Source organism: Flavobacterium sp. GSP6 (assembly GCF_003984855.1).
In the GTDB taxonomy this organism is placed as follows: domain Bacteria; phylum Bacteroidota; class Bacteroidia; order Flavobacteriales; family Flavobacteriaceae; genus Flavobacterium.
In genome coordinates, this window is the sequence record NZ_RYDO01000009.1 from 53,652 (window position 1) to 71,865 (window position 18,214).

At 36.0% G+C, this 18,214-nt stretch carries 17 protein-coding genes; 2 read left to right on the top strand and 15 right to left on the bottom strand.

What is annotated here, in order from left to right:
• Positions 1-159: 159 nt before the first annotated feature.
• From nuoH to aspS, 10 genes are all read right to left on the bottom strand, one after another.
• Positions 160-1,212, bottom strand: coding sequence for an NADH-quinone oxidoreductase subunit NuoH (nuoH, locus tag EKM03_RS10405; RefSeq protein WP_126453962.1), 1,053 nt, complete (start codon positions 1,210-1,212; stop codon positions 160-162).
• Entirely contained in the window at positions 1,205-2,254 is a 1,050-nt protein-coding gene (locus EKM03_RS10410) for a 2Fe-2S iron-sulfur cluster-binding protein (protein ID WP_126740374.1), read from the bottom strand. The genes nuoH and EKM03_RS10410 overlap by 8 nt, the downstream gene beginning before the upstream one ends.
• Positions 2,255-2,321: 67 nt before the next feature.
• Positions 2,322-3,689, bottom strand: a complete 1,368-nt coding sequence (gene nuoF, locus EKM03_RS10415; protein ID WP_126553081.1) for an NADH-quinone oxidoreductase subunit NuoF — start codon at positions 3,687-3,689, stop codon at positions 2,322-2,324.
• Position 3,690: 1 nt separating this feature from the next.
• Complete coding sequence (locus EKM03_RS10420; RefSeq protein ID WP_126740376.1) at positions 3,691-4,221, bottom strand: NAD(P)H-dependent oxidoreductase subunit E; 531 nt, start codon at positions 4,219-4,221, stop codon at positions 3,691-3,693.
• A gap of 86 nt (positions 4,222-4,307) precedes the next feature.
• Complete coding sequence (locus tag EKM03_RS10425) at positions 4,308-5,546, bottom strand: NADH-quinone oxidoreductase subunit D (protein ID WP_126453972.1); 1,239 nt, start codon at positions 5,544-5,546, stop codon at positions 4,308-4,310.
• Between the two features lie 33 nt (positions 5,547-5,579).
• Positions 5,580-6,101 (bottom strand): NADH-quinone oxidoreductase subunit C, encoded by a 522-nt coding sequence (locus tag EKM03_RS10430; protein ID WP_126458220.1) that lies wholly within the window; start codon positions 6,099-6,101, stop codon positions 5,580-5,582.
• Between the two features lie 4 nt (positions 6,102-6,105).
• Positions 6,106-6,654, bottom strand: a complete 549-nt coding sequence (locus tag EKM03_RS10435) for an NADH-quinone oxidoreductase subunit B (protein WP_113664545.1) — start codon at positions 6,652-6,654, stop codon at positions 6,106-6,108.
• Between the two features lie 87 nt (positions 6,655-6,741).
• Entirely contained in the window at positions 6,742-7,107 is a 366-nt protein-coding gene (locus tag EKM03_RS10440; RefSeq protein ID WP_126458217.1) for an NADH-quinone oxidoreductase subunit A, read from the bottom strand.
• A 288-nt stretch (positions 7,108-7,395) separates the two neighbouring features.
• A complete protein-coding gene (locus EKM03_RS10445; RefSeq protein ID WP_007137066.1) occupies positions 7,396-7,590 on the bottom strand; it encodes a cold-shock protein in 195 nt (64 codons plus the stop codon).
• Between the two features lie 132 nt (positions 7,591-7,722).
• A complete protein-coding gene (gene aspS / locus EKM03_RS10450) occupies positions 7,723-9,468 on the bottom strand; it encodes an aspartate--tRNA ligase (protein ID WP_126740378.1) in 1,746 nt (581 codons plus the stop codon).
• Positions 9,469-9,694: 226 nt separating this feature from the next.
• Here aspS and EKM03_RS10455 point away from each other — a divergent pair, with 226 nt between their 5' ends.
• Entirely contained in the window at positions 9,695-10,039 is a 345-nt protein-coding gene (locus EKM03_RS10455; RefSeq protein WP_126740379.1) for a toxin-antitoxin system YwqK family antitoxin, read from the top strand.
• Between the two features lie 536 nt (positions 10,040-10,575).
• On the opposite strand, the gene EKM03_RS10460 is transcribed toward EKM03_RS10455, so the two are convergent.
• The 5 genes from EKM03_RS10460 to EKM03_RS10480 all read right to left on the bottom strand — a co-directional run bounded on the left by EKM03_RS10460 (position 10,576) and on the right by EKM03_RS10480 (position 17,077).
• Positions 10,576-12,246, bottom strand: coding sequence for a sodium/sugar symporter (locus tag EKM03_RS10460; RefSeq protein ID WP_126458206.1), 1,671 nt, complete (start codon positions 12,244-12,246; stop codon positions 10,576-10,578).
• A gap of 31 nt (positions 12,247-12,277) precedes the next feature.
• Complete coding sequence (locus tag EKM03_RS10465; RefSeq protein WP_126740381.1) at positions 12,278-13,327, bottom strand: UDP-glucose--hexose-1-phosphate uridylyltransferase; 1,050 nt, start codon at positions 13,325-13,327, stop codon at positions 12,278-12,280.
• Positions 13,328-13,330: 3 nt separating this feature from the next.
• Positions 13,331-14,497, bottom strand: coding sequence for a galactokinase (galK, locus tag EKM03_RS10470; RefSeq protein WP_126740383.1), 1,167 nt, complete (start codon positions 14,495-14,497; stop codon positions 13,331-13,333).
• Positions 14,498-14,976: 479 nt separating this feature from the next.
• Positions 14,977-16,023, bottom strand: coding sequence for a glycosyl hydrolase 53 family protein (locus tag EKM03_RS10475; protein ID WP_126740385.1), 1,047 nt, complete (start codon positions 16,021-16,023; stop codon positions 14,977-14,979).
• A gap of 1 nt (position 16,024) precedes the next feature.
• Complete coding sequence (locus tag EKM03_RS10480) at positions 16,025-17,077, bottom strand: aldose epimerase family protein (RefSeq protein ID WP_199741562.1); 1,053 nt, start codon at positions 17,075-17,077, stop codon at positions 16,025-16,027.
• A 101-nt stretch (positions 17,078-17,178) separates the two neighbouring features.
• Between EKM03_RS10480 and EKM03_RS10485 the strand changes: the two genes are divergently transcribed.
• Complete coding sequence (locus EKM03_RS10485; protein ID WP_126740387.1) at positions 17,179-18,177, top strand: GntR family transcriptional regulator; 999 nt, start codon at positions 17,179-17,181, stop codon at positions 18,175-18,177.
• Positions 18,178-18,214: the final 37 nt, after the last annotated feature.

Genomic DNA, 18,214 nt, shown 5'->3' on the forward strand with positions numbered 1-18,214 from the left:
TCCTTTCTACTTATTTTATTTGAAGCTTAATCCTGCTATTCGCTGTATCTTTTATTTTTTAAAGAAAAAAATAAAAGGATGCCGCTACTATCAGGGCTAGTGATTTTGAGATCTATGTATTAAATTTAATGCTAATTAATTTTATTTTAAGAGTAGACATTAAAATCCTAAATAAGCCGCAATATCGCTTCTCAAAATTACAATACCCGTAATCACTATATTGATGATAGACAGTGGAATCAATATTCTCCAACCCAAATGCATCAATTGATCGTATCTAAATCTTGGAATAGTCCATCGTACCCACATATAAAAGAAAATGAATCCACATATTTTTATAAAAAGAACTCCAATACCTATAACATTGGCAATATTGATTCCCCAATTTTCAACCACCCAACTCATCCCAGGATAATTATAGCCGCCAAAGAATAAAACCGCCAAAATAGTAGATGAAATAAACATATTTGCATATTCAGAGAACAAATAGAAACCCATTTTCATCGACGAATATTCCGTATGATACCCCCCAATTAATTCGGTTTCACATTCTGGCAAATCAAATGGCGTTCTGTTGGTCTCCGCAAAAGCACACACCAAGAAAATCAAAAAAGATAAAGGTTGGTAAAAAACATTCCAACTCATTCCAGACTGCTGTGCTGAAATTTCTCTCAAACTCAACGTCCCGGTCATCATCAATAGAGCGATAATTGAAAGCCCCATTGCCACTTCATAAGAAACCATTTGAGAGGCAGCACGAACCGCACCAATCAATGAAAATTTATTGTTTGAGGCCCAACCTCCAATCATAATTCCATAAACACCTACAGAAACAACTCCAAAAAAGTATAATAATGCTATGTCAATATCAGCTGCTTGCAGCAAAATATCCCTGCCAAACAAATGAAAACGATCGCCCCAAGGAATAACAGCACTAGTCATTAAGGCCGTACTCATTGCAATGGCCGGACCTGCAAAAAACAACACCCGGTTTGGCGTATTGGGTTCAAATTCTTCTTTCGAAAACAATTTCAAACCATCAGCGAGTGGTTGAAACAATCCCATAGGTCCCGCTCGGTTTGGGCCAACTCGATCTTGAAGCCATGCGGCAACTTTACGTTCTGCCCAAGTAGAATACATCGCCATAAGCATTGTTATAGCAAAAACTACTACAATAATGACGCTTTTATCAATGATAAGTGTACTATCCATTATTACCTAAGCTTTTTTGATTCGTAATATCTTCTTCAGTCAATGGAAACTCTACCATGCTTATTTTCTTGCGGTCTTTCTCTCTTCCTAAAAGAATATTCTCTTCGGTAGCGATTTCCACTTTTTGTAATTTTCTATTGTATTTATTTTGATTGATCACAGAATCTTTTTCAAAGGCTCTCGGCCCTTCAATAATCCAATCCGCAACATCTTTGTGATCAAAACGACACCCATTACAAATAAATTCATCTACTTCATGGTACTCATCTTTTCTTCCTGTAACGCGTTGAATTTCGTCACCAAACATCCAAACGGTAGTTTTTCCAGAACAAGTTGGGCAATCTCTGTGTGCATTATAAGGTTTGCTAAACCAAACTCTCGATTTAAATCTAAATGTTTTATCTGTTAAAGCGCCTACCGGACAAACATCAATCATATTTCCAGAGAATTCATTGTCAACCGCTTTTGAGATACACGTTGATATATTAGAATGATCTCCTCTATCCATTACTCCGTGCACACGATCGTCTGTCAATTGATCAGCCACCATCACACAACGGTAACAAAGAATACAACGGTTCATGTGTAATTGAATATTTAGTCCTATATTTTCGGGCTCAAATGTTCTTTTTTCTTCGATAAAACGCGTTTCTGACTTTCCGTGCTCAAAGCTTAAATTTTGCAAATCACATTCTCCTGCCTGGTCACAAACCGGACAATCTAATGGGTGATTGATCAATAAAAACTCCGTTACTGATTTTCTGGCTTCGGTTACTCTTGGCGAAGATTTACTGTTCACTTCCATTCCGTCCATACAGCCCGTTACACAAGATGCCATTAATTTTGGCATTGGTCTTGGATCAGCTTCACTTCCTTTTGCCACTTCCACTAAACAACAACGGCATTTTCCGCCGCTTCCTTTTAGTTTAGAATAATAGCACATCGCTGGCGGAACTACCTCTCCACCTATCATACGTGCTGCCTGCAGGATTGTTGTTCCTGGTTCTACTTCTATGCTTTGACCGTCTATGGTTACTTTCATTATCTACCAATATTTAACTCCTACGGAGTATCTTAATTCTGAAATCAAAAAACGTTAATCCTTACTCTTAAATCATTTCTTTAGAAACTAAATGCTTTACTTTTTCAAAAGGTTCCGCAACAAAATGATCTCTATGTTTTATTTTTTCCGGGAAACGAATGTGGTATTCAAACTCGTCTCTAAAGTGCCGAATCGCAGCTGCCACTGGCCAAGCTGCCGCATCACCCAATGGGCAAATCGTGTTCCCTTCAATTTTACTTTGAATGCTCAACAACAAATCGATATCTTCTTCACGACCGTGACCATTTTCTATTCGGTGCAATACTTTTTCCATCCAGCCAGTTCCTTCACGACAAGGGGAACATTGTCCACAGCTTTCATGATGGTAAAAACGAGAGAAATTCCAAGTATTACGTACAATACATGAAGTATCATTATACACAATAAATCCACCTGATCCTAACATAGAACCGGTTGCAAATCCACCGTCACTTAACGATTCGTAGGACATTAAACGATCTTCACCGGCGGCAGTTTTATAAATCAAATGAGCAGGTAAAACGGGAACAGAACTTCCTCCCGGTACAAATGCTTTTAAAGGTCTGTCAGAACTCATTCCTCCTAAATATTCATCAGAATTCATGAATTCATAAACACTTAAACCTAATTCAATTTCATAAACACCCGGATTTTTAATATGTCCAGAAGCCGAAATTAATTTGGTTCCTGTAGAACGACCAATACCAATTTTAGCATATTCCGCACCTGAATTATTAACAATCCATGGCACTGCGGCAATTGTTTCTACATTATTAACTACTGTTGGATTAGCCCAAAGTCCTGAAATAGCAGGGAATGGTGGTTTGATTCGAGGATTTCCTCTTTTTCCTTCCAACGATTCTATCAATGCAGTTTCTTCCCCACAGATGTAAGCTCCGGCACCGCAATGAACATATAGTTCTAAATCATAGCCTGAACCTAATATATTTTTACCCAAAAATCCAGCGGCTTTTGCTTCGTTAATGGCTCTTTCTAATATTTTATAAACCCACATATATTCTCCACGAATGTAGATGTAGGATAGGTTTGCACCCAAAGCATAACTGGAAGTGATCATTCCTTCAATCAACAAATGAGGAATAAATTCCATCAAATAACGATCCTTAAAAGTTCCTGGTTCTGATTCATCTGCATTACAAACTAAATGCCTTGGTTTTCCTGATTTTTTATCAATGAAACTCCACTTCATTCCCGCGGGAAAACCTGCCCCACCGCGACCTCGCAATCCGGAAGTTTTCACTTCTTCGACAACCTCGTCTGGCGTTAATGTTTTGATGGCTTTTTCTACTGAAGCATATCCACCATTCTGACGGTACACTTCGTAAGTTTTAATCCCCGGAATATTTATTTTATCTAATAATATTTTTTGTGACATATTATGTATCGTGTAAAACTATTGTATCATTTTTGCAATCTTCAATTAACTGGTCGATTTTTGCCACCGTCAAATGTTCTTTATAAAAGTCTCCTAATTGCATCATTGGAGCGTAACCACAAGCTCCTAAACATTCCACGCCTCTTACTTCAAAAAGACCATCTTGAGTAGTTTCACCTACTTTTACACCTAATTTTTCACAAGTGTAATCCATTAAATCCTCGACTCCGTTCAAACAACAAGGAGAGGTTTGGCAAAATTCGAACATGTATTTTCCAATTGGTCTTTGGTTGTACATCGTATAAAACGACACTACTTCGTACACTTCAATTGGTTTAATCAAAAAGATTTCGGCCACTTTATTCATTAATTCAATACTCAACCAATTCTCATGAGCGTCTTGAACTTCATGCAAAATAGGCAATAACGCCGATTTTCTTTTGTTTTCAGGATAATGACTAATCAATTCATTGATGCGAGACATCAATGCTTCAGTCATATTTATTTCTTGTTTGTGATACGTACGTTCCATTTTTTATTATTTCAAATTTTGAATGCTAAATTTTTAATGTTTTTTAACTTTTATTCAAAATTTATAATTCATCTTTTATAATTTCATTAAGCGTCTAATTCTCCGGCAATAACATTTAAACTTGATAAAATAACAATTGCATCTGAAAGCAAGGCTCCTTTTATCATTTCTGGATAGGCTTGGTAATAGATAAAACAAGGTCTGCGAAAATGCAATCTGTACGGCGTCCGACTTCCATCAGTAACCAAGTAAAAACCAAGTTCTCCATTACCTCCTTCTACCGGGTGATACACCTCAGCAACCGGAACCGGAACTTCACCCATTACAATTTTGAAATGGTAAATCAAGGATTCCATATTGTTGTACACATCCTCTTTAGGCGGAAGGTAATAATCCGGGACATCCGCATGGAACTCGTTGCCTTCTGGCATTTTTTCCAATGCCTGACGAATAATACTCAAACTTTCCCAAACTTCAGCGTTACGAACACAGAAACGATCATATGTATCGCCTGATTTTCCCACCGGAACAATAAAATCAAAATCTTCGTAAGAAGAATAGGGTTGCGCAACACGAATGTCATAATCAACACCGGTAGCCCGTAAGTTAGGACCGGTAAATCCGTATGCCATAGCTTGCTCAGCCGATATAGCGCCAACATTTACAGTTCTGTCAATAAAAATTCTATTTCTTTCGAATAAGTTTTCAAATTCTTTCCAAGCGGCTGGAAAATCAGCTAAAAAAACATCTAATTTTCTAAAGGCTTCTGGTGACCAATCTCTTTCGAAACCACCAATTCTTCCCATATTGGTAGTCAAACGAGCCCCGCAAATTTCTTCGTATATTTCGTATACTTTTTCTCTAAATTGGAAAACATACAAAAAACCGGTATAGGCGCCGGTATCGACACCAAGGATTGAATTACAAATAATGTGATCCGTAATTCTCGCCAACTCCATTACTATAACTCTTAAATATTGTGCTCTTTTAGGAACTTCAATATCCAATAATTTTTCTAATGTCATCCACCAACCCATGTTATTGATAGGCGACGAACAATAATTCATTCTGTCCGTGAGGGGAGTGATTTGGTAAAAAGGTCTGTTTTCAGCGATTTTTTCAAAAGCTCTGTGGATGTAACCAATGGTTGGTTCCGCCTCCAGAATTCGCTCTCCATCCATCAACAGGATATTTTGAAAAATACCGTGAGTCGCAGGATGCGTAGGCCCTAAATTCAATATAGAAAGCTCGCTTCCATCTTCATTTAACTGCGCTGCAATTCTTTTAGCATAGCGATGCTCTGGGGATAATAATAGTTCTGACATTTATTTAATGTGAAAAATTATAATTGTTTTTTTTTAATAATTGTCGGTTGTTCTACCAAAGAAACGGTCATCTTTATCCGTTCTTCCGCTGTCTTCCATTGGGAATTCCTTTCGCATTGGAAAAGAAATCATTTCGTCCATATTCAAGATACGTTTCAATTGCGGATGACCAATAAAATTTATCCCATAAAAATCATACGTTTCTCTTTCCATCCAGTTTGAACTTAGGAAAATACTTGATATCGATTTTATTTCAGGGGTTTCACCATTGATAAACACTTTGATTTTAATTCTTTTGTTTTCGTACCAATTGTGTAAATGATATACTACCGCAAATTGATGTTCTACATCATTATCTGGGTAATGAATTCCACACAGATCAGTTAAAAAATGAAAACGCAATATGGGATCATTTTTTAAAAAAAGAATCACCGCGGTAATTTTGTCCGCAGTAACTTCAAATGAAAATATATCTCTCTCTTGATTGAATTCAAAAACAGCTGAATCAAATGTCTCAACTAATTTCTCTTGGATTTGTATCGTTTCTAGCGCCATTCTTTTATTTGATATTATACGAAGCTAATAATTCTTGGTATTCCGGGGAACTTCTTCTTCTTACGGATTCAGTTCGAACCAACTCTTGTAATTTCATAACTCCGTCAACAATTTGCTCCGGTCTTGGCGGACAACCCGGAACATAGACATCGACCGGTATCACTTTATCAATTCCCTGCAAAACAGAATAGGTGTCAAAAATCCCTCCAGAGGAAGCGCAAGCACCAACGGCTATTACCCAACGAGGCTCTGCCATTTGCTCATATACCTGACGCAAAATAGGGGCCATTTTTTTTGAAATCGTTCCCATTACCATTAACATATCGGCCTGGCGCGGAGAGAAACTCACTCGCTCTGAGCCAAATCGAGCCAAATCATAATGCGAAGCCATTGTTGCCATAAACTCTATACCGCAACAAGAGGTTGCAAAAGGTAATGGCCATAATGAATTAGCACGAGCCATACCCACAACATCATTCAGTTTTGTAGCGAAGAAACCTTCTCCTACAACTCCTTCGGGTGGCGCTACCATATTTATTTTAGAATCACTCATCTTTTATTATTTTGAATTACAAATTTTGAATTGTAAATTATAATGAAACCATTTAAAATTTAAAATTCAGCATTTAAAAATAAATTTTTATTCCCACTCTAACGCTTTCTTTTTGATGATATAGAAAAACCCTATCAAAAGCAAAGACATAAAAATCACCATCTTTACCATTCCTTCCATTCCTAATTCTTTGAAATTGACTGCCCAGGGATACAGAAAAATTACCTCCACATCAAACAAAACAAACAATATGGCTACTAGAAAATATTTAACAGAAAATGGAATTCTGGCATTTCCTACCGATTCAACACCGCATTCAAAGTTTTTATCTTTCGCTTCTGAAGATCTTTTAGGCCCTAATTTACCAGAAATTATTATGGTGCCTACAACAAATCCCACCGCTAAAACTAACTGCATTAAAATTGGGATATAACTTAATTGATCGGATTGCATGGTTGTGGTTTTTTTAAATAAATATAAATGACAAAGATACCCTTCAAATTATTAAATAGCAATGAAAACTTAAAAATACATGGCTACTATATCGATGTAAATTTACAATTTTTATTAATTATAAATAACAAAAAATATTTATCTTGTGATGTGTTTAACATCCCAAGGGTTTAACAAAGTCAAATATCAGTAGTCTTTTTGAATACTACGCTTTGGTGCAAAAAAAAACGTTCCGATAAATATCGGAACGTTTTAAACATTCGTAGGCAAAAAAATTAATTTTTATGCTTAGATCACTGCTACTTTCGCAGCAACTTTTCCTTTTCTTCCTTCTTCTTCTTCATAGCTAACTCTATCCCCTTCGCGTAATTCTTCCGCGTTGATTCCTGATGCATGAACAAAAATGTCTTTTCCTGTTTCTTCGTCTGTAATGAACCCGTAACCTTTAGATTCATTGAAAAATTTAACTGTACCTGTACGCATTGTAATAGTAATAATAATTTATAATGGAGCAAATGTAATATTTAATATAATACGAAATACGATGTTGTGTTTTTATTTTGCAAAAATATTGACATTCAACGTTTTCTAACGAATTTTATCGACAAACTACAATTACGCTAACTTTATATGCAGCTCTTTTAACTGTGATTCGTCAATTTTAGACGGAGCATCAATCATAACATCCCTGCCCGAATTATTTTTTGGAAAGGCAATAAAGTCTCTAATGGTTTCCTGTCCGCCAAGAATGGCTACTAAACGGTCCAATCCAAAAGCCAATCCTCCGTGTGGCGGTGCGCCAAACTGAAATGCATCCATCAGGAATCCAAATTGCACTTTTGCATCTTCCGCTGTGAAGCCTAAATATTTGAACATTAATTCCTGTGTTGCTTTATCATGGATACGTATTGAACCACCACCAATTTCATTTCCATTCAAAACCATATCATACGCATTGGCACGAACTTTCCCTGGATCGGTTTCCAGTAAGTGCATATCTTCCGGCTTAGGAGATGTAAAAGGATGATGCATGGCATGGTAACGGCCACTTTCCTCGTCAAACTCTAATAAAGGAAAATCAACCACCCACAACGGAGCAAATTCAGCTGGATTTCGCAATCCTAAACGAGTGGCGAGTTCCATACGCAACGCACTTAACTGCGTTCGCGTTTTATCAGTAGGACCAGAAAGCACAAAAATCATATCTCCGGGTTTTGCTCCGGTGATTTTTGCCCACTGTGCTAAATCGTCTTGATCGTAAAATTTGTCAACGGATGATTTATAGGTTCCATCTTCATTGCATTTTACATACACCATTCCGGATGCACCCACTTGAGGACGCTTCACCCAGTCAATTAATCCATCAATTTCTTTGCGGGTATAGCTCCCAACTCCCGGAACTGTAATTCCAACCACAAATTCCGCCGCATTAAAAACTGGGAATTCTTTGTGTTGTGCTACTTCATTTAATTCCCCAAACTCCATTCCGAAACGAATGTCCGGCTTGTCATTTCCGTAGGTCTTCATAGCATATTCATAGGTAATTCTTGGAAATTTTTCTACTTCAATACCTTTTATTTCTTTTAATAAATGTCTGGTCAGTCCTTCGAAAACATTCAAAATATCTTCTTGTTCCACAAAAGCCATTTCACAATCAATTTGTGTAAACTCCGGCTGTCTGTCTGCTCGCAAATCTTCATCTCGGAAACATTTTACGATTTGGAAATATTTATCCATTCCGCCCACCATCAATAATTGTTTGAACGTTTGCGGGGATTGTGGCAATGCGTAAAATTGCCCTTCATTCATTCTGGAAGGCACCACAAAATCTCTGGCTCCCTCTGGAGTAGACTTGATCAAATAAGGAGTTTCTACTTCACAGAAATCCAAAACCGAAAGATATTTACGCACTTCCATCGCTACTTTATGGCGAAACATCAAACTGTTTTTCACTGGATTTCTTCGGATATCAAGGTAACGGTATTTCATTCGGATATCTTCGCCACCATCCGTTTCGTCTTCAATAGTAAAAGGAGGCGTGAGAGAAGCATTCAAAATAGTAAGTTCCGTTACTAAAATTTCTATCGCTCCCGTTGGGATATTATTATTTTTGGCTTCGCGCTCAATAACAGTACCTTTTACTTGAATCACAAATTCACGACCAAGGGTTTTAGCTCTTTCAAAAACTGTTTTATCCGAACGACCTTCGTCAAAAATTAATTGCGTAATTCCATAACGGTCGCGCAAATCAACCCAGTTCATAAATCCCTTATCACGTGATTTTTGCACCCAACCGGCAAGTGTAACTTCGGTGTTAATGTGTGAGGCGTTCAACTCGCCACAGTTATGACTTCTATACATGTTCTAAATTTTTGATTATTTTGTCCTTTGGACATGGCTGCAAATTTAGGACTAATTATGAATAATGAATTGAGAAATAAGAAATTTTAGTAATGAGTAACGCAAGGCACTTCGTTAAAATGTTAAATTTTATTCTAATGTTACTAAATTGTTAAGTAAAAGTTTTTTTATTGTAAAATAATTTATATATTTGTTAAGCCAATATGAATTTTAAAAACCCAAAACCATGAAAAAATATATAATATTAACCGCACTGCTTTTTTCAGGAATAACATTCGCTCAAGAAAATAATCCAAAATTAGAAGCTCTAGGTGATTTAGTAAAAACAACTTACTACTTTGAAAATGGAAAAGTACAACAAGAAGGCTTCTTTAAAAATGGAAAATTGGAAGGAATCTGGACTGCGTACGACACAAATGGTAATAAACTATCTGTTGCTATTTATGAAAATGGAGAAAAAACTGGAAAATGGCTTTTTTGGAATGGCAATAATTTAAACGAAGTAGACTATTCTAACAGCAGAATTGCTTCCGTAAAAATTTGGAAACAAGATGCATTAGTAACCAACTAAAAAGACCTTAACAACTACAAAAGCTTTCGTTACTCCGAAGGCTTTTTTTTGTGCCTTATATTTTTGGGTTAATACACCTTTAGAGTTTTTGTCTCATCTAATAAAAAAATGGACACGAAAAATTAAACTAAAAATATAACGTTTCTTCGGGAAATAATCAGTCCTAAATTAAAAAAGTCCTTATAGCCATTAGGTCTAATTTTTAAACCTCACTCCGACTTCGCTCTGTGCTGGCTAGAAATATCGATTTTATAATTCCGGTAGGCCTGTCACTTTTTTTTAGAAAAAACCAAATCTATGTGACCCAATACCACAGAAGGACTGGCGAAGCAACCTAATAATTGGACTATCTGGCTCTTTTTTCTATGTTTTTATTAGATGTCTTTTTTATTTAAGATTAATTGAAGTTTTTATGGATTCATAACTAATGGATTTGAATCGTTTTTATGATCCTCAATACACTTTTTTAAACAACAAAAAAGCGATGAATTCAATAGAAATTGAACGCATCGCTTTTTTTGAATCTAAAACATTATCTACCAAAAAATAGTGTAAAACGCTGCAATAATCGAAAGAACAATCAACATGCCTACGGTAAAACCTGGTGACATTTTAAACATGGTACGATCAATTTCCAGACCATTAGTTTTAACGCCTCGCGCTGTTTCATACATACTGATGCTGTACATCCCGATGACACAAATTAAGAAAACAAATCCCATGCGATCAATAAAAGGAATTTCATAGACACCATTCCCATTTGGAACTGAAAAACCGGAAGAATGAAGGAACGATAAATCTACAAAAGCCGGCATGAATTTAAACAGAATAGAAAACATAAATCCACCAATTGTTGCAAACAAAGCCGCGTTAGAAGTTGTTTTTTTCCAAAAGAATCCTAAAATAAACATAGCGAAAACGCCCGGACTTACAAAACCTGTATATTCCTGAATGTATTGAAATCCTCCTTTTTTATCAATTCCAAGAAAAGGCGCTACTACAACTGCAATTAACATCGCCGCTACAATTGCTTTCTTCCCCACATTAACTAATGTCTTTTCATCGGCATGCACATTCAATTTGGTTTTGTAAATATCCAACGTAAAAATAGTAGCGATACTATTCGCTTTTCCGGCCAATGACGCTACAATCGCCGCAGTCAAAGCAGCAAATGAAAGTCCTTTTAGGCCCACAGGAAGCAAATTTAACAAAACCGGATACGCACGATCAGGATTTACTGTACCATCTTGCAACATTTCAGCGCCAAAATGCCCGTTCTGATACAATACAAAAGCAGCTATTCCGGGCAAAACAACAATTATAGGCATTAGCAATTTCAAGAAAGCAGCAAACAAAATTCCATTTCTCGCCGTTTTTAAATCCGCCCCCAACGCACGTTGTGTAATGTATTGGTTACATCCCCAATAATTTAAATTGATGATTAACATTCCTCCTATCAAAACTGACAATCCTGGTAAATCCATATAATTAGGATTCGTTTTTTCAAAAATCATGTGAAAATGGTCGTTTGCATGAGTCGTCATCAAATTGAACCCATTTATAACTCCCGTAGAACCAAATTCTTCGGCAACTAAATTCAATGCTAAATAAGTAGTAACCAATCCACCCAAGATCAAAAAGAAAACTTGAATCACATCCGTATACCCAATCACTTTCATTCCGCCCAGCGTAATCATCACCGCAAAAAACGCTAAGAAAATCATACACAAAGTAATATCCAGACCAGAAATGCTGCTTATCGCCAAAGCGCCCAAATACAATATAGAAGTAAGATTGACCAAGACATACAACAACAACCAAAAAACAGCCATAATCATAGCAACATTACTGTTATACCTTTGATTCAGGTATTGCGGCATGGTGAAAATTTTATTTTTCAAGTATACCGGAATAAAGAAAATAGCAACGATAATCAAGGTAAAAGCTGCCATCCATTCATACGTAGCAATCGCCAGTCCCATTTTAAAACCACTTCCACTCATTCCTATAAATTGCTCCGCACTAATATTACTGGCAATTAATGATGCGCCTATGGCCCACCAAGTAAGCGATCCTTCTGCTAAGAAATAATCTTTACTGCTCGTTTCTTCTTTCTTTTTCTTTCTGTAAATCCATATTCCATAACTGACAATCAGGATGAAATAGAAGAAAAAGACAATATAATCTTGGATTGCTAAAGTTTGCATTGGTTAAATGTATTTAGTTATTGGTTAATGGTTATCTATTTTTATAATGTACATTTGATTGCGCTCTTAAAACGGCTGCACTTTTCTCCGCCGTGATGTCCCTTTGCGATTCACCCATCATTTCATACCCTACCATAAATTTCTTTACGGTTGCAGACCGCAATAACGGTGGATAAAAATGCATGTGAAAATGCCATTCCGGATGCAATTCTCCGTCTGTTGGCGACTGATGAATTCCGGATGAATATGGAAAAGATGTTTCAAAAAGGTTATCGTATTTGGTTGTCAATTGTTTTAAAATAACCGCAAAATCCGTCACTTCAGTTTCCGTGAAATCAGTTATTTTACTCACATTTCGTTTGCTGACAATCATAGTTTCGTAGGGCCAAATCGCCCAAAAAGGGACAAATGCCACGAAATGATCATTCTCAACAACAATGCGCTCGTCCAGTTTCATTTCCTCTTGTAAGTAATCCTGAAAAAGTGTTCTGTTGTGTTTATCAAAATACGTTTTTAGATTTTTTTGTGTTTTTTCCACTTCGGTTGGCAAAGACGATTGCGCCCAAATTTGTCCGTGCGGATGCGGATTGCTGCACCCCATCGCACTTCCTTTATTTTCAAAAATCTGAACGTGGTTGATGTACTCCACATTACCCAAATCCATATATTCTTTTTGCCAGGTACGAATGATATTTTCAATCGCTTCGGCCGGCATTTCTGGCAATGTCAAGTGGTGTTTTGGCGAAAAGCAAACCACTCGAGAAATTCCTCTTTCTGGTTTTGCTCTAAAAAAAGTCTCGCTTATATTTTCCTCAAAAGCTATTTCTTCTTGTTTTAAAGCAGCAAAATCATTTTCAAAAACAAAAGAACTTTCATAATCCGGATTTACCATTCCATTCGCTCTAACATTCCCTGGACACAAATAACAAGTCGGGTCATATTCGGGCAATGCATCCGAAGGTACCACTTCATTTTGCCCTTGCCAAGGGCGTTTCGAACGATGTGGAGAAACCAGCACCCATTCGTTGATTAACGGATTATAACGTCTGTGCGGATCTTCGTTGATATCAAAATTTTTCATTTATTAAGCAGTGTAAAGTGATGTTCCATTTCCGATTTTAACATCATAAATTTTTAATTCTATTCCAAATTTATCTAAATAAAGAGTAGAAAGCTGCTGTTTAATTCGCTCTTCTTGTCCTTTTTTAATCAAATTAATGGTACAACCACCAAAACCGCCGCCCATTAATCGAGAGCCTATCACTGATTTGTCCTCTTTCACCGTGTGTACTAAAAAATCCAATTCGGCACAACTCACTTCATAATCCAATGATAATCCTTCGTGCGTACTGAACATTAGCTGTCCTAAAACTTCAATGTTTCCATCATCCAAAGCGTCACAAGCCAGTTTCACGCGATTCATTTCTTTCACTACAAAAAGGCTCCTTTTGAAAACATTCGCAGACATTTTATCTTTTAGACTCCAAACGTCCTCTTCTTTACAATCTCTAAAACTACTAATTTCCGGGAAATAAGCACTAATTATCGATATTCCTTCTTCACATTCTTTCCGTCTGGTATTGTAAGCCGAGCTAAACAAGGAATGTTTGACATTACTATCGAATAAAACTAAGGAGTAATCACTAAAATTAGCATTATGGTATTCATATTCTAATGTCCTGCAATCAATTTTTATGACTTTGTTTTCAAGACCCATTACACTGGAAAACTGGTCCATAATTCCGCAATTGATTCCCACCCAATGTTCTGCTTTTTGTCCCATAAGCGCAATATCAATGGGTTTAATTTTAAAATTGAACAGTTCATTTAAACCATACAAAAAGCCACATTCTAAAGCCGCCGAAGATGACAAACCGGAACCAACCGGAATATTACTGCTGAAAACACAATTGAAACCCTCCACGGAATAACCGTTCCTTTTCAATTGATTCAGAACACCACGCAGGTAATTTGTCCATACACTATCCGTCTGATTTTGCTCTTCGTTTGTATAAACTTCGAACTCGTCATTCAAATCTATAGCCACAATTTTAGCGGTATCCGAATTGTTTTTTTCGAAAGCAAAACAAATAATTTTATCGATGGCTGCCGGCAAAACAAAACCATCGTTGTAATCAATGTGCTCTCCTATAATATTGATTCTGCCCGGGGAAAGAACAATTTTTTCAGGCTCTGATCCAAAAGTCTCCTGAAAAAAATCAATTGTTTTGTGTACTAAAATGTCATTCATGATTTAAAAATTATCCATTTCCTTTTTTTAGGAACTCGCTGTTGTTATTTTTTTAAATATTCAGTAAAACTATATGAATTTTGGTTTATTTCGTAGCGTACAAGGTCAATTTACCGCTCTTTAGTCCTGCTCCATGTACTTCTGGTTGTATAGCATTGTACGCTTGTCAATTAACCATTTACAGTGAATGTAAGTTAAAATATTCTTTAAATGATTAATGACTTTACTTAAACGAATACCGAGTTTTTACTTGATTTAATTCAAATTAAAAACTTCAATGACTTATAAGTAATAACCATGGTATAATGTCGTATTTTAAAATCAGGATAAAATTATGTAACAATATGATTTAAAGCTGTTTTACTTAAAGTTAATTCTTTTGACTTTACGACTTTTAAACTTTCGACTTACTTATGTTGCAAAAAAATTAATAAAATGCTGTTTTTTTCCTAGGATTAAGCGGCATTTCTTTTCTTTAACTAATCCTTAAACGCATCTAAAGCCATTGATGGTTTTCCGTCAGACTGCCAAGCACTCAGGGAATAACCGCTCCAACTTTTTTCTCCTTGTGGTTCCCAATACATTACGCCAAGTCCTTTATTATTTAGTACCGCTTCGACTGCTTTGATTGTTGCTGCTAACATTTCGTACGTATTTTGCGCTTTGTCATATTCCCCACCAACTTCTACAACCATCACTTCTTTGTTGTATCTGTCCACCATATCGTTTAGATTATACGCTAAATCCACAATAGTTTCTGTGTAATCTTTCTTGATCCAAAAAGGATAATAGGACAGTCCAATCACGTCGTACTTTACATTATTTGCTGTAGCGTTATCAAAAAATAATCTGAATTTTTCATTATTATTTCCTTCGTCAAGATGAACGATTACTTTAATTTTAGGATCAATAGCTTTTGTAGCTTCATACCCTTTGTTGAGTAATTGTGCCAATTGATTCCAGTTTTTGGTACTTCCTTCCGGCCACATCATTCCACCTGGAATTTCATTGCCTACCTGAACCCATTCCGGAGTAACTCCTGCTGATTTCAAGGCATTCAAAACATCAAAAGTATGATCATACACATCCGTCATTAACTCCTGAAAAGTATGATTTGCCCAGGCTGCGGGTTTCGCTTGTTTTGCCGGATCGGCCCAAGTATCACTATAATGAAAATCAATCATAATGCGCATGCCCAATTTTTGAGCGCGTAAAGCCGCTACAACAGTTTCGGCTGCACTGCAATGTCCGCTTGCTTTATCATTAGAAGGGTTTACCCAAACCCGCAATCGAATGGTATTCATTCCTCTGTCTTTGAGTAATTGCAAACAATCTTTTTCAGTACCGTCGGTATCATAAAACTTATATCCTGTGGCTTCCATTTGTGGCAACCATCCTATATCAGCTCCTTTTGCAAAAGTAGCAACTATTGGAGTTGGCGTATGATCCACATTCGTTTGAGAATTACTGGACGTAAAAAACAAAAATAACAGTAACAACGACAATATAGTTTTACTATTTTTCATTTTAAAAAGATTGGAATTTATAACTTGTTTTATGATAATATATTTCACCTTTTTTTAGAATAGCATTCGGGAAATGTTCGTGATTTGGTGCATCAGGAAAATTTTGCGTCTCAAAACAAATACCGCTCAAAGCATGATAATTTGCATTTTCTTTTCCTTTTATTGTATCAAAACAGTTCCCACCAACATAGATATGAACCGCGGGCTGATTCGTATAAACGGTCATTTTCAAATTATTATTTTTATTAAAAAGAGAAGCAGCAAATTCATTTTCCTTTTCTAATACAAAAGTGGCATCAATTTTTGGAGGACACTTTTTAGGTTGATTAAAATCGAAAGGTTTATTATCTAAATCCAAAAATCTACCAGTTGGACTATTTTGATCAGTAGTCTCTACCATTTTTTGAGCGTTAACGATTAACTCTTGTTCTAAAATATCAGAATCGTGACCATCGAGATTAAAATAACTGTGATGGGTTAAATTCACAACTGTATCTTCGGTCGAAATGGCTTTATACTCTATAATTAATTCATTGTCTTCCGATACCATATAGGTGATTTCTACTGATAAGCCTCCTGGATAATTTTCTTCCCCATCAGGACTGAAATATGCGAAAGTAATAGCCGGGTTTTTGCCTTCTTTCACGTTTTCTACTCGCCAATTTTTTTGACTATATCCAATATTTCCACCATGTAACGAATTATTGTTATTGTTTTTATTTAAATGAAAAGCTTTACCGTTCAAACTAAAAAAGCCATTATTAATTCTGCCAGCATATCTTCCAATGGTTGCACCAAAGTATGGCGCACTTTCCAGATCAAATGATTTTATGTAAGCATCTAAAGTATCAAAACCCAATACCACATCTACCAATGCACCGTTTTTCAGTGGCATTTTCAACGAAGTAATAGTTGCACCATAATTGGTGATTTTAAGTTGCATTCCATTTTTGTTAGTTAATTCATAAAGAGAAACCTCTTCACCATCTGATGTAAAACCAAATAATTTCATTACAGAATTAGCTTTAAAATGTGATATGTGTTTTATTTTCATTATTTATTTATGAAATATTAAAACCAAAAGTAAAATAATTACCGTTACTTACATACCAGTACCTACCAGTTTTTGTATATTGCCAAGAAATTCCATTTTATATGACAATAATTTCCATTCAAAACAATCTTGGAGTTCCTAAATACAAACAAATAATCATTACCGTTGAGAAGGGAATTGAAGAAGGAAAATTAATAAAAGGAGACAAACTCCCCTCAATAAATAAAGTGTGCTTAGAGTTTTCATTGTCTCGAGATACGGTTCTTCTAGCCTACGACGAATTAAAAAAAAGAGGTATTATTTATGCTATTCTTGGGAAAGGATACTATATAAAAAGCACCGAAGTAAGAATAAAACAACGGATTTTTTTACTTTTTGACGAATTGAATATTTTCAAAGAAGACCTGTATAATTCGTTTCTGGAAAACATTGGTACAAATGTTCAGGTAGACATTTTCTTTCATCATTTTAATGCTCCTGTTTTCCAGAAACTAATTAATGACAGTAATGGCAATTACACCAAATACATCATCATGCCGACCAATTTAACCTTGGCAGCCACCGTGATAAAAACCCTACCAGTTAATGATGTATACATATTAGACCAGACCAATCCAGAACTAAAATCCTTTCCTGCCGTGTATCAAAATTTCGTAAAAGACATTTATGACGGCTTACTGAAAGGGAAATCCAGATTGAACAAATACAAAAAACTGATTATGATTTTCCCAGGATTTCGCGAACCGCTGGGCATGAGAATTGGTTTTGAGAATTTCTGCAGCGACTTTGCTTTCGATTATGAAATCATCACTGAATTTAAGAATCGGGAAATTAATAAAGGCGAAGTGTACATCATCCCGAGTGACAGGGATTTAGTCAGCGTTATAGAAAAAGCAAAAATGCAAAACCTACAATTGGGCAGTGATTACGGCATTATATCATACAACGAAACCCCGCTTAAAAAGGTAGTTGAAAACGGCATCACAACGATTTCAACCAATTTTGAAGTTATGGGAAAGTTACTGGCACAAATGATTTTGAAAGGCAAAAAAGAGCAAATTGAGAACAAAAGTGCTTTGAATGTCAGGAATTCGTTATGATGAGCTAAACCCTATAAAATCCCTACTCTGATACTTT

Coding starts and splice junctions, on each gene's coding strand:
- nuoH (WP_126453962.1), bottom strand. CDS start 1,212: ATGGATAGTACACTTATCATTGATAAAAGCGTCATTATTGTAGTAGTT.
- EKM03_RS10410 (WP_126740374.1), bottom strand. CDS start 2,254: ATGAAAGTAACCATAGACGGTCAAAGCATAGAAGTAGAACCAGGAACA.
- nuoF (WP_126553081.1), bottom strand. CDS start 3,689: ATGTCACAAAAAATATTATTAGATAAAATAAATATTCCGGGGATTAAA.
- EKM03_RS10420 (WP_126740376.1), bottom strand. CDS start 4,221: ATGGAACGTACGTATCACAAACAAGAAATAAATATGACTGAAGCATTG.
- EKM03_RS10425 (WP_126453972.1), bottom strand. CDS start 5,546: ATGTCAGAACTATTATTATCCCCAGAGCATCGCTATGCTAAAAGAATT.
- EKM03_RS10430 (WP_126458220.1), bottom strand. CDS start 6,101: ATGGCGCTAGAAACGATACAAATCCAAGAGAAATTAGTTGAGACATTT.
- EKM03_RS10435 (WP_113664545.1), bottom strand. CDS start 6,654: ATGAGTGATTCTAAAATAAATATGGTAGCGCCACCCGAAGGAGTTGTA.
- EKM03_RS10440 (WP_126458217.1), bottom strand. CDS start 7,107: ATGCAATCCGATCAATTAAGTTATATCCCAATTTTAATGCAGTTAGTT.
- EKM03_RS10445 (WP_007137066.1), bottom strand. CDS start 7,590: ATGCGTACAGGTACAGTTAAATTTTTCAATGAATCTAAAGGTTACGGG.
- aspS (WP_126740378.1), bottom strand. CDS start 9,468: ATGTATAGAAGTCATAACTGTGGCGAGTTGAACGCCTCACACATTAAC.
- EKM03_RS10455 (WP_126740379.1), top strand. CDS start 9,695: ATGAAAAAATATATAATATTAACCGCACTGCTTTTTTCAGGAATAACA.
- EKM03_RS10460 (WP_126458206.1), bottom strand. CDS start 12,246: ATGCAAACTTTAGCAATCCAAGATTATATTGTCTTTTTCTTCTATTTC.
- EKM03_RS10465 (WP_126740381.1), bottom strand. CDS start 13,327: ATGAAAAATTTTGATATCAACGAAGATCCGCACAGACGTTATAATCCG.
- galK (WP_126740383.1), bottom strand. CDS start 14,497: ATGAATGACATTTTAGTACACAAAACAATTGATTTTTTTCAGGAGACT.
- EKM03_RS10475 (WP_126740385.1), bottom strand. CDS start 16,023: ATGAAAAATAGTAAAACTATATTGTCGTTGTTACTGTTATTTTTGTTT.
- EKM03_RS10480 (WP_199741562.1), bottom strand. CDS start 17,077: ATGAAAATAAAACACATATCACATTTTAAAGCTAATTCTGTAATGAAA.
- EKM03_RS10485 (WP_126740387.1), top strand. CDS start 17,179: ATGACAATAATTTCCATTCAAAACAATCTTGGAGTTCCTAAATACAAA.